This is a genomic window from Paenibacillus sp. yr247 (assembly GCF_900103825.1).
Classification (GTDB): domain Bacteria; phylum Bacillota; class Bacilli; order Paenibacillales; family NBRC-103111; genus Paenibacillus_E.
In genome coordinates this window covers 90,798-116,913 of sequence record NZ_FNIF01000007.1, presented here as the reverse complement: position 1 = coordinate 116,913, position 26,116 = coordinate 90,798, and the positions used below count along the sequence as shown (strand labels likewise).

Annotated in this window: 23 protein-coding genes; 10 read left to right on the top strand and 13 right to left on the bottom strand. The window is 47.5% G+C overall.

Features of this window, described 5'->3' with window-relative positions:
• The first annotated feature begins 64 nt into the window (after positions 1-64).
• Together BLT91_RS15190 and BLT91_RS15185 are read left to right on the top strand one after the other, a co-directional pair.
• Positions 65-1,699, top strand: coding sequence for a glycerol-3-phosphate dehydrogenase/oxidase (locus tag BLT91_RS15190; RefSeq protein WP_302847499.1), 1,635 nt, complete (start codon positions 65-67; stop codon positions 1,697-1,699).
• A gap of 158 nt (positions 1,700-1,857) precedes the next feature.
• Entirely contained in the window at positions 1,858-2,445 is a 588-nt protein-coding gene (locus tag BLT91_RS15185) for a TVP38/TMEM64 family protein (RefSeq protein ID WP_090822320.1), read from the top strand.
• 107 nt (positions 2,446-2,552) lie between these two features.
• On the opposite strand, the gene BLT91_RS15180 is transcribed toward BLT91_RS15185, so the two are convergent.
• From BLT91_RS15180 to BLT91_RS15160, 5 genes are all read right to left on the bottom strand, one after another.
• Positions 2,553-3,338 carry an ArsR/SmtB family transcription factor gene (locus tag BLT91_RS15180; RefSeq protein ID WP_368086807.1) on the bottom strand — a complete coding sequence of 262 codons (786 nt, stop codon included), beginning with the start codon at positions 3,336-3,338 and terminating at the stop codon, positions 2,553-2,555.
• 140 nt (positions 3,339-3,478) lie between these two features.
• Positions 3,479-4,213 (bottom strand): DUF421 domain-containing protein, encoded by a 735-nt coding sequence (locus BLT91_RS15175; protein ID WP_090822318.1) that lies wholly within the window; start codon positions 4,211-4,213, stop codon positions 3,479-3,481.
• A gap of 79 nt (positions 4,214-4,292) precedes the next feature.
• Complete coding sequence (locus BLT91_RS15170) at positions 4,293-5,150, bottom strand: SDR family oxidoreductase (RefSeq protein WP_090822316.1); 858 nt, start codon at positions 5,148-5,150, stop codon at positions 4,293-4,295.
• Between the two features lie 427 nt (positions 5,151-5,577).
• Positions 5,578-6,078, bottom strand: a complete 501-nt coding sequence (locus tag BLT91_RS15165; protein ID WP_090822314.1) for a DinB family protein — start codon at positions 6,076-6,078, stop codon at positions 5,578-5,580.
• A 154-nt stretch (positions 6,079-6,232) separates the two neighbouring features.
• Positions 6,233-7,177 (bottom strand): helix-turn-helix transcriptional regulator, encoded by a 945-nt coding sequence (locus BLT91_RS15160; RefSeq protein WP_254776962.1) that lies wholly within the window; start codon positions 7,175-7,177, stop codon positions 6,233-6,235.
• 165 nt (positions 7,178-7,342) lie between these two features.
• On the opposite strand from BLT91_RS15160, the gene BLT91_RS15155 reads away from it, so the two are divergent.
• The gene (locus BLT91_RS15155) at positions 7,343-8,785 is read left to right on the top strand and encodes an amidase family protein (protein ID WP_254776961.1); all 1,443 of its coding nucleotides are present in this window, start codon (positions 7,343-7,345) and stop codon (positions 8,783-8,785) included.
• 155 nt (positions 8,786-8,940) lie between these two features.
• Positions 8,941-9,768 (top strand): hypothetical protein, encoded by an 828-nt coding sequence (locus tag BLT91_RS15150; protein WP_090822309.1) that lies wholly within the window; start codon positions 8,941-8,943, stop codon positions 9,766-9,768.
• A 74-nt stretch (positions 9,769-9,842) separates the two neighbouring features.
• Here BLT91_RS15150 and BLT91_RS15145 read toward each other — a convergent pair whose 3' ends face one another.
• Positions 9,843-11,072: an aminopeptidase gene (locus BLT91_RS15145; RefSeq protein WP_090822308.1), complete on the bottom strand. Its 1,230-nt coding sequence runs from the start codon at positions 11,070-11,072 to the stop codon at positions 9,843-9,845.
• Between the two features lie 88 nt (positions 11,073-11,160).
• Between BLT91_RS15145 and BLT91_RS15140 the strand changes: the two genes are divergently transcribed.
• From BLT91_RS15140 to BLT91_RS15115, 6 genes are all read left to right on the top strand, one after another.
• Positions 11,161-12,822, top strand: coding sequence for a glutamine--tRNA ligase/YqeY domain fusion protein (locus BLT91_RS15140; RefSeq protein WP_090822306.1), 1,662 nt, complete (start codon positions 11,161-11,163; stop codon positions 12,820-12,822).
• A 196-nt stretch (positions 12,823-13,018) separates the two neighbouring features.
• On the top strand, positions 13,019-13,723 hold the full coding sequence (locus tag BLT91_RS15135; protein WP_090822304.1) for a response regulator transcription factor: 705 nt from the start codon (positions 13,019-13,021) through the stop codon (positions 13,721-13,723).
• Positions 13,724-13,755: 32 nt separating this feature from the next.
• The gene (locus BLT91_RS15130; protein ID WP_217635229.1) at positions 13,756-15,135 is read left to right on the top strand and encodes a sensor histidine kinase; all 1,380 of its coding nucleotides are present in this window, start codon (positions 13,756-13,758) and stop codon (positions 15,133-15,135) included.
• Between the two features lie 62 nt (positions 15,136-15,197).
• The gene (locus BLT91_RS15125; RefSeq protein ID WP_090822300.1) at positions 15,198-15,845 is read left to right on the top strand and encodes a hypothetical protein; all 648 of its coding nucleotides are present in this window, start codon (positions 15,198-15,200) and stop codon (positions 15,843-15,845) included.
• Positions 15,846-16,153: 308 nt separating this feature from the next.
• Positions 16,154-16,648, top strand: coding sequence for a CBO0543 family protein (locus BLT91_RS15120; protein ID WP_090822298.1), 495 nt, complete (start codon positions 16,154-16,156; stop codon positions 16,646-16,648).
• Between the two features lie 66 nt (positions 16,649-16,714).
• On the top strand, positions 16,715-17,548 hold the full coding sequence (locus BLT91_RS15115; protein WP_090822296.1) for a DUF72 domain-containing protein: 834 nt from the start codon (positions 16,715-16,717) through the stop codon (positions 17,546-17,548).
• Between the two features lie 113 nt (positions 17,549-17,661).
• Here BLT91_RS15115 and dgoD read toward each other — a convergent pair whose 3' ends face one another.
• The 7 genes from dgoD to BLT91_RS15080 all read right to left on the bottom strand — a co-directional run bounded on the left by dgoD (position 17,662) and on the right by BLT91_RS15080 (position 26,108).
• On the bottom strand, positions 17,662-18,810 hold the full coding sequence (gene dgoD, locus BLT91_RS15110; protein ID WP_090822294.1) for a galactonate dehydratase: 1,149 nt from the start codon (positions 18,808-18,810) through the stop codon (positions 17,662-17,664).
• Positions 18,811-18,850: 40 nt separating this feature from the next.
• Entirely contained in the window at positions 18,851-19,480 is a 630-nt protein-coding gene (locus BLT91_RS15105; protein ID WP_090822292.1) for a bifunctional 4-hydroxy-2-oxoglutarate aldolase/2-dehydro-3-deoxy-phosphogluconate aldolase, read from the bottom strand.
• 24 nt (positions 19,481-19,504) lie between these two features.
• On the bottom strand, positions 19,505-21,121 hold the full coding sequence (locus tag BLT91_RS15100; protein ID WP_090822291.1) for a response regulator: 1,617 nt from the start codon (positions 21,119-21,121) through the stop codon (positions 19,505-19,507).
• The gene (locus BLT91_RS15095) at positions 21,118-22,872 is read right to left on the bottom strand and encodes a sensor histidine kinase (RefSeq protein WP_254776960.1); all 1,755 of its coding nucleotides are present in this window, start codon (positions 22,870-22,872) and stop codon (positions 21,118-21,120) included. The genes BLT91_RS15100 and BLT91_RS15095 overlap by 4 nt, the downstream gene beginning before the upstream one ends.
• A 105-nt stretch (positions 22,873-22,977) precedes the next feature.
• Positions 22,978-23,793, bottom strand: a complete 816-nt coding sequence (locus tag BLT91_RS15090) for a carbohydrate ABC transporter permease (RefSeq protein ID WP_090822289.1) — start codon at positions 23,791-23,793, stop codon at positions 22,978-22,980.
• The gene (locus BLT91_RS15085; RefSeq protein ID WP_090822287.1) at positions 23,790-24,674 is read right to left on the bottom strand and encodes a carbohydrate ABC transporter permease; all 885 of its coding nucleotides are present in this window, start codon (positions 24,672-24,674) and stop codon (positions 23,790-23,792) included. Before BLT91_RS15085 ends, BLT91_RS15090 begins: the two co-directional genes overlap by 4 nt.
• Before the next feature lie 90 nt (positions 24,675-24,764).
• The gene (locus BLT91_RS15080; RefSeq protein ID WP_090822285.1) at positions 24,765-26,108 is read right to left on the bottom strand and encodes an ABC transporter substrate-binding protein; all 1,344 of its coding nucleotides are present in this window, start codon (positions 26,106-26,108) and stop codon (positions 24,765-24,767) included.
• Positions 26,109-26,116: the final 8 nt, after the last annotated feature.

Below are 26,116 nucleotides of genomic sequence, written 5' to 3'. Positions count from 1 at the left end.
GGAGCAAAAACATACCAATGAAACTGGGCAAATACAGGGGTTTAGTGGGCTGAAAAGAACGGAAATGCTGCTAGCCATGTCGAAACAAACGTTTGATTTAATCGTGATTGGCGGGGGAATTACGGGAGCAGGCATTGCTTTGGATGCACAAAGCAGAGGACTCCGTACGGCGCTGATTGATATGCAGGATTTCGCTGCGGGGACGTCGAGCCGTTCGACAAAACTGGTTCATGGAGGGCTGCGCTATCTGAAGCAGCTGGATGTGAAGGTCGTTGCTGAGGTCGGTAAAGAGCGTGCGATTGTGTATGAAAATGGGCCGCATGTGACGACGCCGGAGTGGATGCTGCTGCCTTTCTATAAAGGGGGCACGTTCGGGAAGCTATCCACCTCGCTGGGTCTGAGGGTTTATGATTTCTTGGCAGGTGTCAAAAAATCGGAGCGCCGCAAGATGTTTCGTCCAGAGGAAACCCTCGCCCAGGAGCCGCTGCTAAAGAAAAAGGATCTTAAAGGCGGCGGTTATTATGTGGAATACCGCACGGATGATGCGCGTTTAACCATTGAGGTTATGAAAAAGGCCGTTGAGCTGGGTGTTTTGGCGGTGAATTACGCTAAGGTTGAAGAGCTGCTGATGGAGAATGGCAAGCTGGTTGGTGTGCGGATTACCGATCAGATTGCTGGCGAAGAGACTTCTTATTCGCTCTACGCGAGTAAGATTGTTAATGCGGCAGGGCCTTGGGTCGATACGCTGCGCGAGATGGACCGCTCGAAGCACGGCAAGACGCTGCACCTGACCAAAGGGGTGCATCTGGTGTTTGATCAGGGCAAGTTTCCGCTGCGGCAGGCGATTTATTTTGATACGCCGGATGGGCGGATGTTGTTTGCCATCCCTCGGGACGGTAAAACCTACATCGGGACAACGGACACGAATTACAAAGGGGATATCGCGAATCCCCGTATTACAGAAGCGGATCGCGCCTATGTGCTGCGCGCCGCGAACGAGATGTTTCCGTCCCTCGGGTTGACGGAGGCTGACGTCGAATCGAGCTGGACCGGGCTGCGCCCTCTGATCCATCAAGAGGGCAAAGATCCTTCTGAGATTTCGCGGCGCGACGAAATCTTCGTGTCGGACTCCGGCCTCATTTCGATGGCCGGGGGCAAGCTGACCGGCTATCGCAAGATGGCGGAATCGGTCGTGGATAAGATCGCCGCCATGCTGCTGGCGGAGGGCAAGGTCTCGGCGGCGCTGCCGCCGAGCCGCACCCGGTCGCTGCCGATATCCGGCGGCGATGTGGGCGGCTCCGCGAAGCTGGCGCCGTTCTTGCAGGGCAAGGTCAGCCAAGGCCTGCGGCTGGGGCTGACCGAGGCAGAGGCTGCGCTGCTCGCTCGTAGATACGGCTCCAACGTGGACGCCGTATTCGAGCTGCTGGAGCAGCACCGGGCTGAAGCGGCGCAGCGGGGCATGCCCGCTGCCGTGCTCGCTGCGCTCGTGTACGCGTTCGAGCGCGAGATGGTCGTGAAGCCGGCGGATTTCTTCATCCGCCGCACGGGTGCCCTCTTCTTCGACATCGCGTGGGCAAAGCAGTGGAAGGCGCCGGCGATCGCCTTCATGGCTGAGCGCTTCGGCTGGGACGAAGCGCAAACCGCAGCCTACACCGCTGAGCTGGAGCAGCTGCTCCATGAAGCGGTGAACCCGCTGTAGTTTTTGCTTGATTTAGCCTCCACCACGTCCAAAGTGGTTTAGGAGGCTTTTTCACAATACGAGTTGTGTGCTCCAACCCTGAAAAGTATGCTATCATGCCTATAGATGGCGCTATTTTCCGCCTCTAACAATTGCTAGCGGAGTAGGTGTGCGCACGTATGGGAATTACAGAACTTTTGTCTTACCTCACCGAAGAAAATTTGGTGATGTTCTTGGACAAGTACCGTTCACTAGGCCCTTTACCCGGTCTTCTTCTACCTTTTATGAAATCGTTCGTTCCGCCGCTTCCAACGCTTGTCATTATCAGCGTAAATGCTGCTGTATATGGGCTGTGGCTCGGTTTTCTTTACTCATGGATCGGGATTGTATGCGGATGCTTAGTGACTTTTCTCATTGTGAAAAAAGTGGCCGGTCATCCCTATTTAGAGCGCTGGTCACAGAAGCCCAAGGTGCAGAAGAGTCTTGTCTGGGCACGCCGTCAAGCTTTTAACTATGTGTTTTTACTCAGCCTCTTTCCAGTAGGTCCGTTCGTTGTCATTAATATGGCTGCTGGGTTGGTAGGGATGAGATTTCGCTCGTTTCTGGTTGCAGTTGCCGCTGGTAAAGCGGCCATGGTACTGTCAGTTAGCTTTATCGGCCACGACCTCAAGGGGTTTATTGAGAATCCGTACCGGATTCTATATGTTGTTTTTTTCGTAGCTATTTCCATAGTGATTAGCAAAAGAATTGAGAAACGCTTCATGTAAATGAACGGGTGGATGGCTAACGAATGAGTTAATCACTTAACACGTGAAGGTGCAGGTTCGGATACAAAGCTGAAATTTCGGCAGCTTGCTTCTCTAATACGCTTAGATCAAATGCTTTGTTGAAAATTTCCCGATCCGGTAAGAACGTCACACTGGTTCCGGTTTCTTTGGTTATACCGACCGTTTGTAACTCGCTTTGCGGGATGCCATGCTTGTAATGTTGTTGAAAGACTCTGCCCTCTCTTCGAATCTCGACAGAAAGCTTGAGGGACAGCGCATTGACGATGGGCATGCAGATGCTCCAAAATGCTATTCTCGACGACGGCCCACAGCAGCAAATGGGGATCGTAATGTTCATCGGCAGCACCTAAGTAGGAACGCGCGTCATTTCTTACCTCGGACATATCCATGTAGTCACTGGTATCTATTAAATCTGCGGTAGCAGCTAGCAGTAAAAGTAATGGCAGCGCACGATGGCCTGGAATCGTGTATTTTTCGCCTCTTTCTTCCTGAACGAGCAGATCGGCTCCGGCCAATGCTTTCATGTGATGATAAAGCTGTCCCGTTGTTCCCATGTTCAAACGTCCAACGAGCTCTGGACCGGTATGCGGCTCCTGTAAGACAGATCGCAAAATATCTAGACGCTGTTTATGACCCAGGGCGGCAAGAATTTTGGCTGTTCTATCACCATCCAAGTCTAAAAGCTGACCTACAGCTCTCTCCTGGGGCTCCCATCGATAATGGGAAAGCTCATTCTGGTATTGTCCCGAGTAATAGACCCCGCCGCGCTCCATATCTGAGCGCTGTTTTTGTGCGTTCATTTTGTTCGGATTGTTCTGTATATGCACGAATTCTTGGATGAGTTGTTGAAGCTTGTTCACTTGAGCTTGCATCGCATCCAGTTCGGATCCATAATCATTTATACTGATGTTAGTAAATATTTCCCCAAAAAAGAAGCATATCCTAAGCCGCAGACGAACTGCGGGAGTAGATTCAACGCTTTCTCATCTAAACGAAAAAGACGAACATACGCTCAAGAAAGCGTTTGTTCGTCTTTTTCGTTAACGTCCAAATCGGTATAAACACGTACCTGATCTTGATCATCGATAGTAGCAAGCGCCACATCTTCCATATCCACATGTGCAGCGTGTATCTGGGCTTCTAGCCATGCGGGGTCTTTCCCCTGCTGAGCGAGTATTTTGTCATCAGCGTTACCTTGAACAATAATCGGTCTCACTAGAGAGAAGGACGAAGTGGGTATGTACATATCTTTAGCTGTCACGGTCTGGTGCTGAGGCTCAAGGAACACGGAAATCGTGCCACCGGGCTCCCATAGCGCAAGAGCGACTTTGTTGATATCCTCAATTCGCTGTTTGCGCAGCTCAGAGAATAGGTGGTCAACAGAAATTTTGGCTTTACGCAAACTTCTCATTTGAATCAGCCCATTTTTAATTAATTTAAGAGGTGGCGGGTCTAAGAAGTGCTTAAGAAATGTCCATTTGAGACTTAGCCAAGAGGTTATGAGATAAAGGAACACGATGACGATCGTTGTGACCATAGAGCCGGTCAAGGCTAAATGCTCATCCGAAAGCGGATGGGCGATAATGTTACCCAGAATAAGAGCGATGATGAAATCAAGAAACCTTAGCTGGGAAATGGAGCGTTGTCCGAGCAATTTAGCTGCGATCAGCAGAAAAAGGTAGCCTAAGGCCGCTCTCATCCCCCATTGGAGAATGGTAAGGGATTCCTGACTATGAAAGAAGTCCATTCAACGTCACACTCCCGTAATCAGAATAAAGAACCCCGTATAACCTTCCCTTATTTACTTTCTGTTATTTATAAAAGTTTTAGTTATCACGGTGCGCGCGTAACCCAACTTCACGTTCACTCCAAGCCCAGAATTGGCTTGCAATATCTTCATCCTTGGCTCTATCAGAGATTGGGGCTTCCTTCTTCCTGTAAAAATATTCTCCGCTAACCGTACTTACATCCGGACTGGATGCCAAATAAATGGCGGTCTCCGCGCCTTGCGCCGGCGTTAGGAAGAAGGGCCGCAGCACTCGGTGCATGGCTTTGCCGAAACCGGTGTCCCGATCGACACCGATGCTCGTGCCGACCGCTCCTGGATGCAGCGCGTTGGCCGTGGCTGTTGTGCCAGCTAGTCGCTTGGCCAGCTCACGCGTGAACCAAATGTTCGCAATCTTCGACTGAGCATAGCCTTTCCACATACTGAACCCTTGGGTCAGGTAGGGGTTGTCGAAGTCGAAGCGACCGATTTTGTGGGCGCCGGAGGAGACATTCACGATCCGCCCTTGTGGAGCGCGGACGATAGCTTCCAACAGCAGGTTCGTCAGCAGGAAGTGGCCGAGATGATTGACGCCAGTCATGGCCTCAAAGCCGTCGGCTGTGGTTTGCCGCTTCACGGTGAAGACGCCAGCGTTATTCACAAGCACGTCGAGCACATTGTGCTTGGCTAGGAACGTTGTTCCGAACGCGCGAATGCTCGCCAGTGACCCCAAGTCGCAAAGCATAAGCTCGATACGATCGGAGCCGCTCTGTTGGCGCGCTTCGGAGAGCGCTTGCTCGCCTCTTTGTTGGCTGCGGCACAGCATGATGACATGGGCGCCTTTACGGGCTAGTTCCACGGTTGTGGCCAATCCCATTCCGGAATTAGCGCCGGTTACGATAACGGTTTGACTCTGCATGTGACCACTCCTTGGGTTTTAATTCCATTATAGCTTAAGGATGGACGCAAGGCTTGCATTGTCTATTACTTGATAGCGAATATGAATACCTGCTGGCACTTTAAGCTACGGCAGAATGTGCTCATGGACGTCCATTAATCCGTTGCACTTCGTACAATGGATGACGCCGAAATGGAAGCTGAAGGAGTTTCCATTGTAATTTATACAGTAGAATCCACGATTTTAACTTCTAAACTGGTCTGTAGGGCAGATCCATTGTATGAAATGCAATAGAATGCTTACAGCGCAGCTTATGAGCCCATTCTGTTGTATGCAATGCAGTGCAACGCAAGAAGCAACCGTAATGCGGGGCATTCCGAAAGAGCCATATCTCCCGAAAATAAAAAGAAAAAGAGCACATTTCTGTGCTCTTTTTCTCTACAATTCCTTATACCAAAGGCACCATACCGCGTTCCAACCAGTCCTCGCGAGTCGGACCGTAGATATCCGGAACACGCAATCCGGCTTGACGCATCAAGACGATCATTTCCCCCCGATGGTGAATCTCATGCGAAATGAAGATGCGCAGCGTTGTGGCATTGAGCCACTGCTCCCCATACATGTCACTGCTTTCAGCAAGCTTGGCATCCGTCCACTGGGACTGGATAGCGCTAGTCAGTCCAGCAGCTGAGGTACGATAAGTGTCAGCGATCGTCTTCGCCGAAGAAGGCGCATGCTCCTCGCCCTCTGGTGCTGCAAACTCAAGGCCTGTTCGAGAAAGCATTTCGTGAACGGTCGTTGCGATGTGCCAGCCGAGCTGCCCGAGCGAGCGGAAGTCCGGTGCTATTCTTTGGTTGAGTGAAGCATCCGTAAGTGTATCGAGTACACGCTGCGTAGCTGTTGACTCCTTTTTCCATTCATCAACAAAAGCTTGAATGGTCGTAAACATAAGTAATTCCTCCCTAGAGTTTTTCGCCAGAAAAACTGGCGTCGTAAGCATAAGCTTGACCTTATCGTATTAAAGCTGGCATCCATAAACATGCATGTATGGGTTTAGCCTACTTATATCCTCATTATAAAGAAGCATAGCTGACAACATGATGTCAGTGTTCACTTGCGTAGAGCTGAACAATTTTTTTGGCTTTTTCTTTGATAATGGCTGCAAGATGGGCTGGCTCAAGAATACGCAGGCTGGGACCAAAGCTGAGCAGCATGCCATGAAGCCACGGTTCGTCCGGTTGCGTGGCGGTAATTATCATGGAGCCATCGGCCTGAAAGGCGATCTGCTTGGATTGGAAGTAATCCTCCACCTGAGCCTGAACGTTAGGCTGCGCATGCAGTACGAGTTGGATAAGGGAGGAGGGGTCTCTTTTGCCCCAACCGTGACCGAGCTTCTCTATGGATTCTGTTTTGCGTTCGAACGTTTGGGAAAGCACATCTATTTCTTTCATGCGGGACAATCGAAAGATGCGAAAATCCTCACGAAGCAGGCAGTAGCCGTACAGATACCAGCCAAAGCCCTTGGCTACGATGCTCAAAGGTTCCGCTGTTCGTACGGATTGCTCACTTTGTGAAGAAATATATTGAAAGGAAATTTGTTTCGATTCCCGAATCGCGTTGCGAAGGGTATTCAGCTTTTCTTTGTCCTCATTACCTCCGCGCCATGGATTCATATCAATGATGAGTTGATCGTTCAAATTGGCGATGGTGTTTTGCTCAGATTTGGCGACAAGCGCTCCGACTTTATCAAGTAAATTGCCGATTTCCTGATCGCCGACAGTGGAACGTATCCCTTTTAGGCCAACAATAATCGATTGAAGCTCTTCCAGTGATAGAAATTGGCGATCCAGCCGATATTGGTCCATAATCTCATAGCCACCGCTCATCCCTGCATAAGAAACGACAGGTATGCCAGCCTGGTTAATGGCCTCAACGTCACGATAAACCGTTCTCAAAGACACTTCAAAGCGTTCCGACAGCTCCTTTGCGCTAATTCTTTTGCGGTTTAGCAGCAGCATGGTAATGGCAAGCAGACGATCAATTTTCAAAAAAAAGCACCTCATCGATTCATTTTCATTCTAGAAACATTCGATTTAGGAGGAGGAATTCCTCTCTGGGGAAAATGATTATACAGGTAAAATCACCAAACAAGTAAAGGGAAAACGAGAGAAAAAGGGAATTAGATAGGGATAATGAATGGAGGCGATCAAACTTTGACAATCAAGCCAGATGAGTGGATTGTGGAAGCCGATATTAGCACCCTACAAAGGGCTATGGAAATGAGTGAAATCAGCGCAGTCGAGCTAGTTACCCTGTATGTGAAACGCATAGAGACTCATAACAGCCGTATCAATGCGGTACTTGAAATCAACCCAGACGTGTTAGAAATTGCGCAGCAGCTCGATGAGGAGCGTCGAGAGCGTGGAAGTCGCGGGCCACTGCATGGAATTCCAATCCTCCTTAAAGATAACATTGATACGGGCGACCGCATGCATACGAGTGCGGGATCTCTAGCTCTAGCGCAGTCTGTTGCCGCTGAGGATGCTTTCATAGCTGCCAAGCTGCGGGAGGCTGGGGCGGTGCTGATTGGGAAAGTGAATATGACGGAATGGGCTAACTTCATGGCCTTTTCGATGCCTTCGGGGTATAGCTCTAGAGGTGGACAGGTCTTGAATCCTTACGGGCCTGGCAAGTTTGAAGTTGGCGGATCCAGCTCAGGGTCCGGTGCAGCAGTTGCAGCCAGTTTCGCAGCTGCCGCTATAGGTACGGAAACGTCCGGTTCCATTGTTAACCCGGCACATCATAACAGCTTAGTTGGCTTGAAGCCGACAGTGGGATTACTCAGCCGTTCGGGCATCATTCCGATCTCCCACAGCCAGGATACACCGGGGCCGATGACACGGACAGTAACCGATGCAGCAGTGCTGCTGGGTATTCTGACAGGCGTTGATAAACGTGATCCACTGAGCTTAGTTAGTGAAGGGCAATACCACCGGGACTACACGCCATTTCTCGATGCGAAAGGACTCCAAGGTGCGAGAATCGGCATCCCTCGTTGGTTCTACAAGGACTTGAATGACGAGGCACGCATTATTGCGGAAAATGCTATAAACGTCCTCCGACAGCAGGGCGCGATTGTTATCGATCCTGTTTCGCTGCCCTGTGAGCAAGCGGAATGGAACTTCGATGTGCTGCGCTACGAGTTCAAAAAAGATCTGAACGATTACCTAGCGAAGCTGGATTCATCCGCGCCTGTGCATGCTTTACAGGAGGTCATCGCGTTCAATCTTGAGCACTCAGAAAAGGCGCTAGTCTATGGACAGGATACCTTGGTTTGGTCGGAGGAGACGAGCGGTACGCTGACCGAAGAAAGCTACCTCGAAAGTCTCCGCAAATACCGTGAGCTTACCCGTACTCAGGGCATCGACCATGTGCTCTTGGAGCATCAACTGGATGCACTTTTCTTCCCGGGCGATGAAGGATATGACATTGCAGCGAGAGCCGGCTATCCGCTGCTTATTGTTCCGGCTGGGTTTACAGCTCATGGCCCTATGGGAGTCATGTTCGCCGCAGGAGCATTCAGTGAACCAACGTTAATTAAGTTGGCGTACGCTTTTGAGCAGGCAACTCACTATCGTCGACCTCCTATTTTATAAGTAAAAGCGACCTTCCAATCCAACCAAAACTGGATGAAAGGTCGTTTTTTTATAAGCATAGGAAAATTTTAGTGAAATAAGATCTCCGCATACATCATGGAAGAATTTGAAATAATAAGCCGAATTCAAATATAAGAAAAGGGAGTCTGATTAACTTGTTTAAAAAAAGCGCCAAAATAGCCCTGCACACAGCGGCGATCAGTCTGTTTTTGGGCTGCCTTTCCTTATCGGGACCAGGCCTAACCAGAGCTGCAAATAATGAAGAAATGCCGCCACCGGCACAACAGCCGGCAGCACAGCAAAATCAACTTATACAAACTCGAGAAATTGATGTCACAGGCGATCGTAAACCTGATACTGTGTCGCTAGTCGGCATGAAGATGGATAATAATAGTCCGTACTATGACAAATTGTTTATCGTAGTTTCGGGTCCAGCGCAGACGCAAGTTGTAATCCCGCTGCAAGGTGGGTATAACCCTCAAATGCAGTTCTGCGATTTCATCAGTGACAAACTGCCTCAAATTTATGTATCCGCCGAAACAGGAGGCAGCGGGGGACTATCTAACTACTATATTTACTCGCTGAAAAATAATGTTCCGACTGCGATACCTCTGCCTGCTCCGCTTCACGTCAAAGCTACCTTTAAGAAGAATTATGTGGTAAAGATGAAAATCGAAGAGACAGGAAAATCCTTCAAAGTTGATATCAAAGATCGGAAGGATGATTATGAGAAATTTGGTGTGTACAAAAATGGTAAAGTTGCAAAACCCATCATTGTGAATGTCAATGATTACGGTCTCTTGAAGCCGATTGATGAGGACCGGGATGGGATCTGTGAGCTGATGGGTGCTCAGCGAATTAGCGGCATTTCGAATGCGGATACGCTCGGATACGCCACCTCCGTATGGAAATGGCAAAAAGGCAAATGGATATTAAAACATTCTTCTATCGTCAAAACGCTGCATCCTAGCCACTCTCATTAAAAAAAGACCGCCATGTCACGGAGTACACTGCTCCATGTCGTGGCGGTTTTCATTTTAGAAGCAGCTTGCCGTTCTTATACCCAGTTGCCTTCGCGGAACAAAGGCTCACGGGTTCCATCCTCAAATAGGCCATCGATCGCCATGTCGGCAGAGCCAATCATGAAGTCAACGTGGATTAAGCTTTTATTATAGCCATTTCGGGCTAGCTCCTCGGGATTCATCGTTGTTCCACCCTCAATCGTGAATGGATAGGAATTGCCGAGTGCTATGTGACAGGAAGCATTTTCGTCGAATAAAGTGTTGTAGTAGATGAGTCCTGACTGTGAAATGGGCGAATCATAAGGCACGAGTGCCACTTCACCCAAGTAACGAGCGCCCTCATCCATATCCAGCATTTTGTTCAGCACTTCTTGACCCACCTCAGCGGTCGCTTCGACGACTTGTCCATTATCGAATTTCAGCGTGAAGCCTTCGATCAGGGAACCTTGATAGCTTAGCGGCAAGGTGCTGCGAACGGTTCCGTTTGTACCCGTTTTGGAAGGCATTGTGAACACTTCTTCGGTTGGGATGTTTGGTATGAAGAAAATGCCTCGCTCTGATTCGCTCCCAGCGGCAACCCATTGATGCTTAGGTGCCAGCTCTATGTAAAGATCAGTACCCGGAGCTTTGAAATGCAGCTGCTTGTACTTTTTGTTGTTCAGTAAATTTTGTTTATCGGTCAACAAAGCGACATGTTGGTTCCAAGCTTCGACCGGATCTTCTTTATCCACGCGTGTTAGTTTGAAAATCTGTTCCCACAGCTTATCAACGCGCTCAGCTTCATTCAAATTCGGGAATACCTTAGCGGACCATTCGGCCGTCGGGAAGGAGACCATCAGCCAGTTCACCTGATTGCTGCGCAAATATTTTAGGAACCCTTCACGCGCGGCAGCTGTCGTTTTGCTGGAGATGGCGACACGTTCAGGGTCTACATCTTTGAGTAAATCAGAGTTAGGCGCGTAAATTTGTAGGAAGGCCGCGCCATCCCTGGCCATCTCTTCCATGCCGTTGGCTCGCCACAACGGGTACTCGCGGAGCGTGGACTCCGGTGCATGCTTTAAGCGCAGTGCCTTCACTTCATCGTCGTCCCAGTCGATTACAACATCCTTGGCACCTGCTTCATAAGCTTTTTTCGTTAGCTTACGTACGAAGTCAGCACAGGCAATCGGCGTCATGATGACAACCGTTTGATCCTTTTGTACATTTAGTCCTACGCGTATCGCAAGTTCTGCATATTTATCTAAATAATGTTCGAATGTCTCCATCTCACTCACAGGCTCCTTTATATTTTAGTAACAATTAGTGTATGATAGAAAATAAAACTTTAACCAGTGGGAGAAAGGCTGGCAGCATATGGAAACGAAGAGCCCAACAAGCACTCCATCTAATTTCATTAAGAACATTGTAATCGAAGATTTGAAAACAGGCAAAGTCAGCCAGGTCGTTACCCGATTTCCCCCCGAGCCGAACGGATACCTTCATATAGGTCATGCGAAGTCGATTTGTCTTAATTTCGAGTTGGCGGATGAGTTCAAAGGATTAACGAACCTTCGCTTCGATGATACGAATCCCGTTAAGGAAGATACAGAGTATGTGGAATCCATTAAAGCAGACGTGGCTTGGTTAGGATTCCAGTGGGATGGCTTGTTCTTTGCATCGGATTATTTCGAGGAAATGTACAACCGCGCTCTGGTCTTGATTCGCAAAGGCTTGGCATATGTGGATGACCAAACGGCGGATGAAATTCGTGAAACCCGTGGTACATTAACACAGCCCGGCACAAATAGCCCATACCGCGACCGCAGTGTGGATGAGAATCTAAGCTTGTTCGAGCGCATGCGCGCAGGGGAATTCAAAGACGGTGAACGCGTACTCCGCGCCAAGATCGATATGTCTTCGCCGAATATCAACTTCCGCGATCCGATTCTGTACCGTGTAGTTCACGCGCACCACCACAATACCGGCGATACATGGTGCATTTACCCGATGTATGCTTTCGCTCATCCGCTTGAGGATGCGATTGAAGGCGTCACGCATTCCATCTGTACGCTCGAGTTCGAAGATCAACGCCCATTCTATGATTGGGTGATCCGCGAGTGTGAGATGCCGAATGTGCCTAGACAGTATGAATTTGCACGCCTAAACCTAACGAATACAGTAATGAGCAAAAGAAAACTGAAACAGCTCGTCGACGAGAAAGCGGTAGACGGTTGGGACGATCCGCGGATGCCGACCATCTCTGGGCTGCGCCGTAGAGGCTTTACAGCGGAAGCGATTCGCAATTTCGCTCGTGAAATCGGCGTTGCACGCAGCAACAGCATAGTAGATGCGAAGATGCTGGATCATTTTATCCGCGAGGATTTGAAATTGAAGGCGCTGCGCACGATGGGTGTTCTCAATCCGCTCAAAGTGGTGATTACCAACTACCCTGAGAATCAAGTCGAGATGCTGGATATGGAGAACAACTCCGAGAATGCGGAAATGGGCATTCGCCAAATTCCATTCTCACGTGAGATTTATATCGAGCAAGACGATTTCATGGAAAATCCACCGAATAAATATTTCCGGTTATTTCCTGGAAACGAAGTGCGTCTGAAAAACGCCTATTTCATCAAGTGCAATGACTTCATCAAGGACGAGAATGGCAAAGTTGTTGAGCTTCACTGCACGTATGACGTGGAGACGAAGAGCGGCAGCGGCTTCACCGGCCGTAAAGTCAAAGGAACGATTCACTGGGTGGATGCGAAGAGCGCTGTACCTGCGGAGTTCCGTCTGTATGAGCCGTTAATTCTGGATGACGAAGAGGACGAGGGTGCTTCTTTCTTAGAAAACCTGAACCCGAATTCGCTGCAAATCGTGAAAGGTTTCGTGGAAGACAATATGAAACAAGCGAAGCCGCATGATAAATTCCAATTTTTCCGCCATGGTTATTTCAATGTAGACCCCAAACATACAACTAGCGACCAACTGGTGTTTAACCTGATTGTCTCGCTGAAAAGTTCGTTTGAGGTATAGGTTGGAATCACCGCCGAATCTATACAAAAAGCAGTCAGGAAATCCTAGTGAAAACTAGGGTTTTTTGTTGTGAGTCCGAAAAGGACGGCTCGACCGTTCTCTCAGCAGCATCTCGGCAGCTTTTTTAAAAAAATAAATTTTTTGTTCACAATTTTCCAGTAATATGAAAGTAACTATTTTTTAAGGAGAGTGCCGCTTGAAAACCGTTTTGGTGGTAGATGATGATCTTAATATTTGCCGGATTACGAAGCTATATTTGGAGAAGAGTGGCTATACAGTGGTGACCGCAAATGACGGTGAGCAGGCGCTCATGCAGTTCGAACAGCTGCACCCGGACTTCATTGTGCTGGATATTATGATGCCAAAGCGCGATGGCTGGTCAGTTTGCCAGAAAATTCGTGCGAAGAGCGATGTGCCGATCCTTATGCTGACCGCAAGAGGTCATGTGGATGAACGGATCGAAGGTTTGCAGATGGGCGCTGACGATTACTTGGTGAAGCCTTTTGACCCGAATGAACTGGTTGCTCGTGTGACGACGATTCTCCGCAGAACGCTCCTTCGGACAGAGGCAGCTGCACCCTCCCATATTTACGAAGTCGGCAGCTTGCGCGTAGATGTCCTGTCGCACGACGTGACCGTAGAAGGACAGTTGGTGTCTTTGCCCAAGAAAGAGTACGAGCTGCTGCTGTTTTTCGTGCGAAATCCGAATCAAGTTTTCACCCGTGAGGACCTCATCGCTAAGATTTGGGGCTGGGATTTTGATGGCGAGGACCGTGTCGTAGATCTGTATATTAAACGATTGAGACAAAAGCTATCCGCTTTGACGGAAAGGAAAGTGGATTGGAGCATCCGTACTGTCTGGGGTGTCGGGTATAAGTTTGAGGGACCTGATGCATGCTGAACTCCTTTTACCGAAAGCTATTATTTATCTATATGTCAATAACGGTTGTGTCGATTCTTGCGATTTCAGGAACGATTGGCTATTCAATGAAACAGAAGACTTATGACCGCAGTGAAAAGCTTTTGTTGGAAAAGGTGGAGCAAGTCGATGAATTAGCAAAGGATCTATTTGATGGCTCGACACAACTGAAGGATTTCCGTAAGCAAATAAGTGCTATGGAGAAAGCTTCAAATGTTCGTGTTTCCGTCATTAAGCATCCTAGAGCGAATCCGGATAAAATCCAGTCGGTTGGCGAGGCCCCAGCACGTAAGGAATGGGTTGATAAGGTGCTATCGGGCAATCAAGTGACAGTGCGAAGCAATTTTGCACAGAACAGTACAGTAGAGATGCTTATTGTCGGGCGTCCTGTGCTTCAGGAGAATCACGTGGTTGGCGGAATTTTCCTATATACGCCGATTATGAATATTCAAGGGACCATCAACGGGATTAATCGAGCGATCTTTGTATCGGCGATATCGGTTGCTTTGCTCGCGATGGCTGTTCTGTACTTTGTTTCTAGGCATTTTGTAAAGCCGATTCAACTCATGAGTAAGACGGCGGAGGCGTTGGCCTTAGGTGATTTTAGCGGAAGGGTGCCTGTCAGAGGCAAGGACGAGATCGCATCGCTATCGGGCTCTCTTAATCATATGGCGGGTAAACTGCAAAAGGTTGAAGAAGGTCGTAAGCGATTCCTCTCTGAAATTTCCCATGAGCTCCGGACACCTCTGACGACGATTCGAGCCTCACTGCAGGGGATAACGGATGGCGTCGTTGAACCGGAGGATGCAAAGGAATTCATTCAAGTTTCTCTGCAGGAGACACTTCGGCTGAGCAGTTTAGTTGATGACTTAATGGAGCTTTCGTCTTTTGAGGAAAAGCAGGTGAAGCTGGATTTCCAAAACTTTGATGTATCTGACGTCGTAGGGCTCGTAGTCACCCAACTCAAGATGAAAGCCAAAGCTAAGCAGATTGAACTGAGCTCGGAGGCAGAGGGACCGTACGTGGTCTATGCGGATGCTGATCGGCTAAGGCAGGTATTCATCAATTTGCTGGACAATGCCATCAACCATATTACGGAGTGTTCAGAAGCGGGTATTCGGGTAAAAGTGGTCAAAAATGAGCGGTGGATCGAAGTATGGGACAACGGTCCCGGTATTGCGCCTGAGAAACTGCCGCATCTATTCGATCGTTTCTATAAAGCGGATGAAAGCCGCAACCGCTCTGGTGCAGGTCTTGGTTTGACGATCTGTAAACATATTATTGAAGCACACGGTGGTTCGATTCGGGTAGAATCCAAGCTCCATGTGGGGACGGTCTTCAAAATTTATCTGCCGGTTACGAATGTTTCGTCTCATGACAAACTTATGACATAATTATTCGGTAATATAGGGATCGTGAGGTAAACATAACCATGAACGAATCGAGGAGGATACTTATGTTGAAAAAATTAACAGGACTAGCGTTATTAGGTGCGATTGCTTTATCCGTTCCGGTTGCGGCTTTTGCCGAGAATGCTCAGGGGAATACACCGGCTCCGGCGGCGAGTACCTTTCATCCACTTAAACAGCTGCTGCAAGATAAAGCGCAAGCTCTTGGTATCTCAACGACAGGTAAAACGAATGCACAAATCAAAGCGGAGATCAAAGCTGCGCTTTCAGCCAAACACACGGAGCAATTGAATAAAGCGGCGGCCAAACTGGGTATTAGTACAGATGGTAAAACAGCGGAGCAGCTGAAAGCTGAAATCAAAGCAGCTGTACAAGTGAAGTTGCAAGCAAAAGCAGCCAAGCTGGGTGTTAGTACGGATGGTAAAACGAACAAAGAGCTGAGAACAGAGATGCAAGCAGCAGCTTTGACAAAATTGAAAGAAAAAGCGACTAAAGCAGGAATTGCTACGGATGGCAAAACGGCTAAAGAGATTCGCACAGCTTTGAAGGCTGGGAAAGACGCAAAAAGAACAGCAGCAGTGAATAAAAGAGCAGCTAAATTGGGTATCTCTACGAAAGGTAAAACGACTGAACAGGTATTTGCTGAAGTTGAAAGTGCATTGAAAGCGAAATGGGAGAAAAAAGCAGCGAAATAGTATAGAAACAGATAAAGAAATAGGTATGGACAGGAACAAACCTCGAGGGTTCTCGGGGTTTGTTTTTTTGTATATAGTGAATGTCCCGTGTAACGGCCTCAGAATATGGCTTGAATAAGTTGACGGACCAACTACCGCGGACAACCCCATCGATAAGCTCAGCTATGGTGTATGCGGCCTGCCCGCTAGCGTCCTGATGCCGCGTGGAGGCACTTGGACAAGCGGTAGGCGACAGCGCACTGATTTATGTATAATATTGTAAATTATCTGTATAATATATGCAACACGATTAGGAGACAAGCCTTACTATGCACATATTTCTAGCTATTTTTGTTATTTGGGCGGCATATCGATGGGGGGATTGGCGAAATTGGCAGAAATACCACCCGACCATGATGTACTTTGCTTTAGGCAATTTACTGTATAACTTTCTTTGTGCCAACCATATGTTATGGACGCTGACTCCGGATATCTTATCAAATGCTGGCCTTACAGAAATGGTTTATACTTTTATTATATTCCCAGCTACTGCGCTATTGTTTCTGACCAATTATCCGCAAGGTAGGAAGAAAGTTTTCTTTCACTATGTCCAATGGGTGCTCATTTATGGCAGTGCCGAGTACATCTTCTACCTATTCGGCCGCATTTACTATCAATACGGCTGGTCATTAGCGTGGTCGATTGGTTTCAATATCATCATGTTTCCAATGCTCAAGTTATTTTCCGTCAAACCGTCCATCGCTTATATCCTGTCGGCGTGTTTTACTGTGTTTTGGATGAAAATGTTTCATGTTCCATTGTAGGACAAGTTGTTTCCATTGCCCGCAGCAAGCTACAATGTAATTAATGAGTAGCGCGAGGTGAGTACTATGATCAACATCGGCCTAGCCGGTTGGGGCGACCATGAATTAGGAGGAAGCAAAGGGAAGCTGCGGGAGTACGGGGCACACTTTCCTATTGTAGAGCTGGATGCTTCTTTTTACGCGATCCAACCAGAGCGTAATTATATGAAATGGAACCAAGAGACGCCGGAAGGCTTTGGTTTCATTATGAAGGCCTACCAAGGAATGACGGGTCACCTGCGAGGTGAGAATCCTTTTGCCGGTGGGGTGGAGCAAATGTACGAGGTTTTCCTGCAGTCTATCCAACCTGTTCAAGAAGCGGGAAAGCTTAGAGCCGTGCTGTTTCAATACCCGCCATGGTTTGATTGCAACAAGGCAAATGTGGATGTGCTCCGTGAGGCTAAAGCGAGAATGGGAGATGTCCCCATAGCGCTAGAATTCCGCCATCAAAGCTGGTTCACGGAGGAAATGCGTGAAAAGACGCTCTCTTTTATGGAGAGAGAGGGTTGGATACATAGCATTTGCGACGAGCCGCAGGCGGGGATTGGTTCTGTGCCGACGGTGCTGCAGGTGACACACCCGGATTTGACAATTGTTCGTTTTCACGGACGGAATGTCGGTGGCTGGGTGCAAAATAATGAGGCGAATTGGCGCGACGTAAGGTACTTGTACCATTACAATCAGCAAGAATTGCTGGAGTGGAAGGAGTGGCTGCTCCAACTGCAGGAACAGACGCGAGAAGTATGTGTGGTGTTCAACAATAACTCGGGAGGACATGCTGCTGGAAATGCCAAGGTATTAATGGGGCTGCTTGATTTGGACTACGAGGGACTGTCGCCGAGACAGCTGGATTTATTTTAGACAGGATTTTGTCCATTTTCTTGTGATGAGAACATCTTCGCAGGAACTACCTTATGCGCTCACCACAAGAAGTTATGGACAGCTTCCTTATAGATCGAAAATAAGTGCCTTGTTTACCACTCGGCTACAGTGCCATCCGCTTGACGCCAAATTGGATTTTTCCAATTGTGCCCAATAGCGGCCATCTCGCGGACCTTCTCTTCATTGATTTCGATCCCGAGACCTGGAGCGGTTAAATTCTTAACGAAACCTTCTTCATATTGGAACACAGAAGGATCCTTCAAATAGTCAAGCAAATCGCTGCCCTGATTGTAGTGAATACCCAGACTTTGCTCTTGGATGAACGCATTCGGGGAGCAAATATCAAGCTGTAAACAAGACGCCAGAGCGATAGGTCCTAGTGGACAATGCGGCGCAACAGCAATATCGTATGCTTCCGCCATCGCGGCGATCTTCCGAGTCTCTAAGATACCTCCTGCATGAGAAAGATCCGGTTGAATAATGTCCACGATCCCTTGGGCCAACAGTTCTTTAAAACCCCAACGCGTGTACATACGCTCTCCCGTAGCAATCGGACACGAGGTATAGCGTGCGATCTCTTTCAGCGCTTCATTATTTTCTGGCAATACAGGTTCTTCAATGAACATCGGCCGGTACGGCTCCAGTTCCTTAACCATGATTTTTGCCATCGACTTATGAACACGTCCGTGGAAATCGATGCCAATCCCGACTTCTTTACCAACAGCTTCACGTACAGCAGCGATCCGAGCAATCGCCTCATCCACTTTACTGATGGAATCGATATAATGCATCTCCTCGGTAGCGTTCATCTTCACCGCCGTGAAGCCGGCCTCTACTTGCTGCTTGGCAGCCTGCCCTACGTCACTCGGACGGTCGCCGCCAATCCAAGAATAAACCCGCGTGCGGTCACGGCATGCGCCACCTAATAAATCATAGACTGGGGCATTGTAAAACTTGCCCTTAATGTCCCACAGCGCCTGCTCAATGCCGGAGATCGCACTCGACAGGATCGGTCCTCCGCGATAAAATCCTCCGCGGTACAGCACCTGAAACATATCTTCGATTCGCATCGGATCCTTGCCGATAATATGATCGCTCATTTCCATCACGGCCGCTGCAACCGTATCTGCTTTGCCCTCTACGACAGGCTCTCCCCATCCAGTGATGCCTTCATCCGTCTCTATTTTCAAAAACAACCATCTCGGCGGCACTTTAAACAGTTCTAACTTCGTAATTTTCACGGTATTCTTCCTCTCCTATACCTTAGAATGGTTTACATGTTTACTGGTTTACAGCCGCCATGAGTTGTTCGGCGTATTTGGTAATCGAGGTATAATTCCCTTGTTGAATTTCGCTAAGCGAAACCAAACTTCCTCCTATGCCTATCGAAGAGGCGCCAGCTTCTAAATAAGAAGCAGCATTGTCCTTCGTCATACCTCCAACTGCGAGAATTTCGACTTCGCTTAATGGCCCTTTCAGCTCTTTCAAATACGAAGGACCAAAGCTGGAACAAGGAAATAGCTTGACGATAGGAGCTCCGAAGTTCATGGCCTGCACAATTTCAGTTGGCGTTAATGCGCCAGGAATCGGAAGTACCTGATGAGCTAATGCCGTTGCAATCATCCCTTGATCTACATTAGGGGAAATAAGAAACTGCGCACCTGCTCGTAATGCTTCATCTGCATGATTTGCGTTAAGCACTGTCCCTGCTCCGACCGCCATACGGCCTTCATATTTTCCACGCATCTCATGGATGATTTGAAGTGCATTTGGCGTATTAAGTGTCACTTCTGCCAGCTTGATTCCACCCTCGGCAAGCGCTTCGAAAAGAGGCTGCGCCTGAAGCGGTTCAATTCCCCGAATGATGGCAACGACTTTTGACTGTTTCAATCTGTGCAAGATGTCATGCATAGCGCTTCAAACCTCCATTTCTGATTACGAATATTGGTCACGATATTCCTGCGGGGTCATTCCATAATGCTTCTTGAAGGCATGGTTAAAAGAGTGCGGCCGCTGGTATCCGAGCTGTGTGGCGATTTCATAAATTTTATCGTGACCGTTCTTCAGCAAATACGCTGCTTTATCCATCCGTACACGATTGACGTAATCGCTTAAGTTTTCGCTGGTCTCCAGTTTATAAATTTTCGACACATAAACAGGGTGTAAATACACATGGTCCGCAATCGATTGCAAAGAGACATCACTGGCTAGATGCTGATCGATAAAGGATCGGATGTCATTAATAAGTGTGACCCTGCTGTCCATCCTCTCCTGATCCATGTCTTCTCTCATTCGATGTAAGGATCGAATTGACCATTCACGCAGTTGGTTTACTGTGCGAAAAGGAATCCCTTCGGTCATTCGGTCATAATCACTGCCAATGAGCTGATGAAGCTGCCTTCCATTTTTATGAGCAATATATGCAAAAGCAGATGCAACTGAGAAATAGACCTCCAGCAGATGTTCCTGTGACTCAGAGAACTTCGCTTCCATTTCGTCGAAGATCAGTGACAGCTTTTCCTCCGTATCTTCCCAGCGAGCAGCCTCCAATAGATGATTGAGCGTAGGTGGCTCATACAGTCTCTGCAAAGCCGAAAGCTCGGTTTGAACAGATTCATCACCAAGTCGCATGAACAACTCATGTTCGCTTCCAATCCTCTTGCGAAAGGCACTTAATGAGGAGTTGTAAAGGGTAGTGATATCACTGGGGAACTCTCCCCAACTGCTCAGCAGAATGGAGATCTTCCCTTTTAAGTAATTGTTTACGGCGGATTGAAGCACGGAAGCAGTCCGTTCAAGCCAAGCAGGGTCTTCGTTGTCAGAGATCAGTTGCTTCCGTTTCATAACAAATACCAAATAATCATGAGCATCCTTCGTATGCCAACTATCGAATTTCTCCGCGAATAATTCCTCGACCATATTGCTGATCGCATATTCCATTAAGGATAGATGGCTTATATCGTATTCCAGAAAATCGGATTCGAGTCGAATCATCATAAGTACACATGTCCGTTCATGGAAATCCGGGAGTTCAAGCATTTGCATTTTTTCTCGAAGTGATTGCTCGGTTAGTTTGCGCCCTTGAAGGAGGTCGTTCAGCAAGTTCCCCCGAAGCAGAGGGAGGTTTTCCTTGACCGTGTACGTAAGCCTCTGCTTAGAAAAGACTTCTTGCCATTCCTTCTGCAGCTTGTCCATCACCCGTTTGACTGTAGCTAACAAATCCTTCTCAGTGACGGGCTTTAGCAAATAATCTTCCGTACCCTGAAGGATCGCTTCTTTGGCATAGTTAAAGTCTGAGTAACCCGACAAAAGAATGCATTTGGTCTTCTGCCACCTGAGATTGATCTCCGCAATCAGCTGCAAGCCGGAAATTCCCGGCATTTGAATGTCCGTAATGACAATATCAATGGAGAATTGTTCAAGCAGATCCAGAGCTTCTTTACCCGAATAGGCCTTGAAAACCTGTTCAATTCCTAGGGAAGCCCAGTCAATCGTGGCATGAAATCGATCCACCACATGCGCTTCATCATCAACAATTAAGAGTTGAATCATAGCGTTCTCTCCTTAACAGCTGAAGGGCCATCCTGCAATTCGCGCTTCCAAGTCAACACAGCCTTCAAGCCTCCTTTATCACCGGCTTGGAAAGTAAGCCCCGATCCTTCCCCAAACTGATAATACAACCGATGATGAACATTCCATGTTCCACACCCAATGTCATCCGACATCGGTAGTTGCAGCTGCTTGAGCAGCTGCTCCAGTCCTACTTCATCTAGACCGCCGCCATTATCTTCGACAATGACGCGGTTCCAGCTGGCATCCTGCTCGCCTGTTATCGTAATTCGGTCACCTTCTGTACTTCGCTCGATTCCGTGGATTATCGCATTCTCCACTAAAGGCTGAAGGATAAGCCGGGGAACCCATTCGTCCAACATTTCATCCGGAACAGATATGTCATATTTCAGTCGATGAATACGCAGATGTTGAATGTTTAAGTAGTGGCCGACCAAATTAAGCTCTTCTTTCAGCCTTACCACCTGTTTCTCTACTCTCGTTGTATAACGGTAAAATTCGGCCAAATTTTGTGCCATCGCTACGACCGATTCTTTGTCTTCCATCTCTGCCGAATTGATAATGAAGAACAAGGAGTTATATAGAAAGTGCGGATGAATTTGCGACTGCAGCTGCTTTAAGGTTGCCTCACGAGAACGTATTTTCTCGGCATAGACATCCTCTACGAGCACTTGAATTTGCGCCGCCATTTCATTAAATCGCTGAATGAGGAAATCAAATTCATTCTTGGCTTTGTAGTCGATTCGCGCCGACAAGTCGCCTCTTTTCACTTTTTGCACACTTTGAATCATCTTGCCAATCGGTATTTGCACGTTTCGGTACAACAAGAAAGAAGCTAGCACACTCATCGCGAGCAGAAGACCAATCGATACGTAAAACAATTTACGGGTCATAGTGATGGGAGACAATATTTTCTGAACAGGCACATAGTCCACCAAATACCAACCCAACTGCGTTGATTTTACATAGCTGATCAAATATTGCTGTTGATTGATTTCGAATTGAACTTGACCGAAATTCGGCAAGTTTTGGCCAGCCAATTGCTCTCTAATGGCTTTGGTAATCGACGGATTAGACGAGCTGTTTACAATCGAGCCCTGTTGACCGTTTACTAAAAAAGGATCACTTCGTTTATCTTGCTTGTACACATCCAGCAGCTGAACCATATTCTGAACACTAAATCTGACTTGATAAAGCACATTAGCCTGATCCACGATCTGGGCACGAATCGGTTCACTAATTTCCCTTATGAACGAGCCCACACCTTTGTCGCCTTCACGTTCTTCATACGTCCAGGTTCGCTGAATAGGTCTATGCCAAGGCCATACATCGGTTCCATTCACGAAAATACTGGAGGACAATACCTGCTTCCCTTTCGGAATGGCCACCGTGAGTTCATTGACCCACCCGCTGGAGACGCTTTGCAGGCTTAGCTTTTGGATGATCCGCGATTGCTCTTTCAACACGTCATAATCCGGTGAATCGTTCCGATCGATAAACTCTCTCATATAGGGATCGCTTCCGAGTATAACGGGAGACATCGCTAATCGCTCAACATCCGAATCCAGTTGGTGCATAAAAAAAGACAGTTGGTTCAAATTCGACGATTGAATCTGATCCTGAACAACGTTATTCGTAATCCGATTCGTATAGCTGTAGAGCAGTACAATTGGGATAAGGAGTAAAACCAACATAATCAGGATTTTGCTAAAAATATTTAATTTATAGGGCACGCTAATTCACCTTCCACGTATCTGCAAGATCAACATAGAATTTACTATACGAAAGAAGTCATCCAATTGAAAGGAGACTTCTCTCATACTCGCAATTCTTGGTTGTTAACCTTTAACAGCACCTGCGGAAAGTCCGCTTACCACATAACGTTGAGAGACTAAAGCAATGAGCAGTACCGGAAGCGTAATGATGCAGGCAGCTGCCATCAAAGCACCCCAATTGATTTCGGAATAGGACATGAAGTTAAATACCGCAATCGGAAGTGTCTTTGTTTTGTCTCCGGCCAAAATAACCGAAAACATGAAGTTGTTCCACGAGAAGATGAAGGAAAGAAGGGATGCCGTAATGACGCCCGGTCCAGAGATAGGCAAAATAATACGCAAGAAAACTTGATGGTGTGTACAGCCATCGATTAGGCCGGACTCCTCAATTTCCGTAGGTAAAGCCTCAAAAAAGGAAATCATAATCCAGATAATAAAAGGCAGTCCGACAAGCATATGGCTTAATATTAGTGCTGTATACGTGTCCACCAAATGGATTTTGGAGAACAAGATAAACCAAGGAATCAAGAAGGTAATTCCCGGGATAATTCTCGCAACTAAGATGAGAAGACCCAATTTCTGGAGGTGATGCCTTGCAATCGCATAGGCCGCAGGAAGACCTAATATAAGGGACAATAGCGTCGAGCCAAAAGCAACGAGGAAACTATTCCAGATAAATTTCAGGAAATCATATTCCTTGAACACGCTGACATAGTTATGAAACGTCGGTTTGAAGATAAACAGTTGGCCGGTCGACAAGATCTGTGACTGCGTCTTAAAAGAAGCGAGCAGCATCCATACAAATGGAAAAGCAAACACGATAAGGACAATGAAGGTGAGTAGGGTTTGTAGAATTCTTGGACCTTTCTTTTTCTTCATGACGTGGCTCCCTCCAATCGTTTACGCATCCAAATCATGAATAAGGTTAGTCCCATTACAAGAGCGAAGAAAATAACAAGCAGCGATGAAGCCATACCCAGTTTAAAGTACTGGAAGCCAAGCACATAACCATATAGATTAAGCGTCTCAGAAGCGAAGTTCGGTCCACCTTGCGTAGTCGCATAGATGATGTCGAATGTCTTCAATACATCGATTAATCGCAGCATGGCTGCTACAATAATGGTAGGTCTTAACAGCGGAAGTGTAATCGAAGCAAACTTTCTCCAAGTACTTGCACCATCAACATCCGCAGCCTCATAGGGGTCTGAAGGGAGTGTTGCTAATCCTGCCATAATAATGAGCGCAATCATCGGCGTCCATTCCCAGACGTCTACGATGACTAACGATGGAATGACCTGATTAGGTGAGGCTAACCACAGCAGCGGCTGCAAGCCCATCGATTTGAGCATCATATTGGCGACTCCTATGGTCGGCTCATAGATCAGCATCCATACCAAGCCCATGGCTACTGGTGTTGCTACCATCGGAAGCAAGAATACCGTTTTCACCAGATTTTTTCCTCGGAACTCTCTGGAAAGCAGCAAGGCAATGGCGATGCCAAGGATAACTTCAAGGGCAAGAGCTAAGAATGTGAAATAAAAAGTAGAACCCGCAGCATGCCAGAAGCGAGGATCTTTGAATAAGGCTATATAATTAGACAATCCTACCCACAGGGGCGGCGTTGTCGCGGACATGCTCCACTCGTAGAAGCTGATCCGAACGGTGTAGATGATAGGAAACAGCATCATGAGCATTACGAAGATGACCGCTGGGAGTGTATAAATCCATTTTAAGTTGCGGTTAAACCAACTGTATTGCACGCTGCATTCACCCTTCCTGATGTAAGTAATTTCCCTTATGAAAGATGAAAAGGGCCATAAGATGACCCTTTTCACCCTTGCAACACTTATTTATCTCGTTTTATCTTTATCCATGATTGTTTGCAGCGCTTGGTTAGCTTTATCTGCCACTGGTTGGATATTGCTTTCGCCTGTCATCAACTTCTGAACAATTTCACCAACAGCATCACGAGCTTCGCCAACACTAATAACGGTTGGACGGTCGTGGTCAACGCCTGTTTTGGCACTTTCCTTGATGATCGGAACGAGCTCAGCAGGGAATCCTGTTATGCCTTCCGGTTTATCCCATACCGAAACACGGGCACCCGGATTACCTTTTTGCTGTGTTTTTAGAACTACATCTTTGCTTGTTGCCCATTGGATGAACGCCCAAGTCGCATCTTTATTGCCGGATTTGGCGTTCATAGCAAGACCCCAAGACGTAATGCTATAAGGTTTGGATCCTGATTTGCCCCCTGGGAATACAGCAAAACCAACTTGATCGGAGATTTTGGACTTAGCAGGGTCCGTCGCGTTCTGGTAGAGCGAGTTCGCATCTGTTAAGAAAGCGACCTTCCCTTGAGCGAAGATACCGAATGCTTGCGGCCAAGACATATTCAATACACCTGGAGGCGCATAATCTTTAAGTAGTGTACCGTAAGTGGTAAAAGCTTTTACTGCTTCCGGTGTATTGATGCTAGCTTTATCGTTAGTCGTGAAGTCCGCACCTTCGGAATACAAGAAGGAAGATACTTGCGTTACGAGAGGTGAGCGTTGGCCCCGAGCGACAAAGCCGTACATTTCATTCTTCGGATCGTGCAGTTTCTTAACAGCCGCTGCAAGCTCATCTAACGTTTTCGGTACAGAAATGCCTGCCTTTTGCAGCAAGTCTTTACGGTAGTACAAAATTTCTTGTTCTGTAATAATCGGGATACCCGCTAGTTTTGCATCAACCGTTGTTGAGCCGATTGAAGATTTTGAGAAATCGTTGAAGTCATAATCCTTCGCTTTTTGAGCGTAATCATCAAGAGGTTGAACCCAACCATTTTTGTAGAAAAGCTTCCCTTCTTGAAGGGGACGATACATGAAGACATCTGGTGTTGCGGAACCGGATGTGAATTGTACCGTCAGCTTTTGGGTTAGTTGATCCTCGAAAAAGCTTTCGACATTCACCTTGATACCCGTTTCTTTCTCGAAGTCAGGAAGCAAAGGCTTAATTGCATCTGCCCAAGGATGATTGGCTGTCACTAACGAGATCGTTTTTCCTGCGAATGGTTTCGCGTTAGCGGTTGCTGCAGCACTTGGCTGCGTTGTTTGTTGTGGTGTTGTGTTAGTTGTGCCGCATCCTGCAACCACAGTTGCAGCAATGACAACTGTCGAACCTGCACCGACCCATTGTTTGAATGATTTCTTCATCTGATATG

What these genes read in the sequence shown, in the direction of transcription:
- BLT91_RS15190 (WP_302847499.1), top strand. Translation starts at nt 65, where the DNA reads ATGCTGCTAGCCATGTCGAAACAAACGTTTGATTTAATCGTGATTGGC.
- BLT91_RS15185 (WP_090822320.1), top strand. Translation starts at nt 1,858, where the DNA reads ATGGGAATTACAGAACTTTTGTCTTACCTCACCGAAGAAAATTTGGTG.
- BLT91_RS15180 (WP_368086807.1), bottom strand. Translation starts at nt 3,338, where the DNA reads ATGCAAGCTCAAGTGAACAAGCTTCAACAACTCATCCAAGAATTCGTG.
- BLT91_RS15175 (WP_090822318.1), bottom strand. Translation starts at nt 4,213, where the DNA reads ATGGACTTCTTTCATAGTCAGGAATCCCTTACCATTCTCCAATGGGGG.
- BLT91_RS15170 (WP_090822316.1), bottom strand. Translation starts at nt 5,150, where the DNA reads ATGCAGAGTCAAACCGTTATCGTAACCGGCGCTAATTCCGGAATGGGA.
- BLT91_RS15165 (WP_090822314.1), bottom strand. Translation starts at nt 6,078, where the DNA reads ATGTTTACGACCATTCAAGCTTTTGTTGATGAATGGAAAAAGGAGTCA.
- BLT91_RS15145 (WP_090822308.1), bottom strand. Translation starts at nt 11,072, where the DNA reads ATGGAGACATTCGAACATTATTTAGATAAATATGCAGAACTTGCGATA.
- BLT91_RS15140 (WP_090822306.1), top strand. Translation starts at nt 11,161, where the DNA reads ATGGAAACGAAGAGCCCAACAAGCACTCCATCTAATTTCATTAAGAAC.
- BLT91_RS15130 (WP_217635229.1), top strand. Translation starts at nt 13,756, where the DNA reads ATGTCAATAACGGTTGTGTCGATTCTTGCGATTTCAGGAACGATTGGC.
- BLT91_RS15125 (WP_090822300.1), top strand. Translation starts at nt 15,198, where the DNA reads ATGTTGAAAAAATTAACAGGACTAGCGTTATTAGGTGCGATTGCTTTA.
- BLT91_RS15120 (WP_090822298.1), top strand. Translation starts at nt 16,154, where the DNA reads ATGCACATATTTCTAGCTATTTTTGTTATTTGGGCGGCATATCGATGG.
- BLT91_RS15115 (WP_090822296.1), top strand. Translation starts at nt 16,715, where the DNA reads ATGATCAACATCGGCCTAGCCGGTTGGGGCGACCATGAATTAGGAGGA.
- BLT91_RS15105 (WP_090822292.1), bottom strand. Translation starts at nt 19,480, where the DNA reads ATGCATGACATCTTGCACAGATTGAAACAGTCAAAAGTCGTTGCCATC.
- BLT91_RS15100 (WP_090822291.1), bottom strand. Translation starts at nt 21,121, where the DNA reads ATGATTCAACTCTTAATTGTTGATGATGAAGCGCATGTGGTGGATCGA.
- BLT91_RS15090 (WP_090822289.1), bottom strand. Translation starts at nt 23,793, where the DNA reads ATGAAGAAAAAGAAAGGTCCAAGAATTCTACAAACCCTACTCACCTTC.
- BLT91_RS15080 (WP_090822285.1), bottom strand. Translation starts at nt 26,108, where the DNA reads ATGAAGAAATCATTCAAACAATGGGTCGGTGCAGGTTCGACAGTTGTC.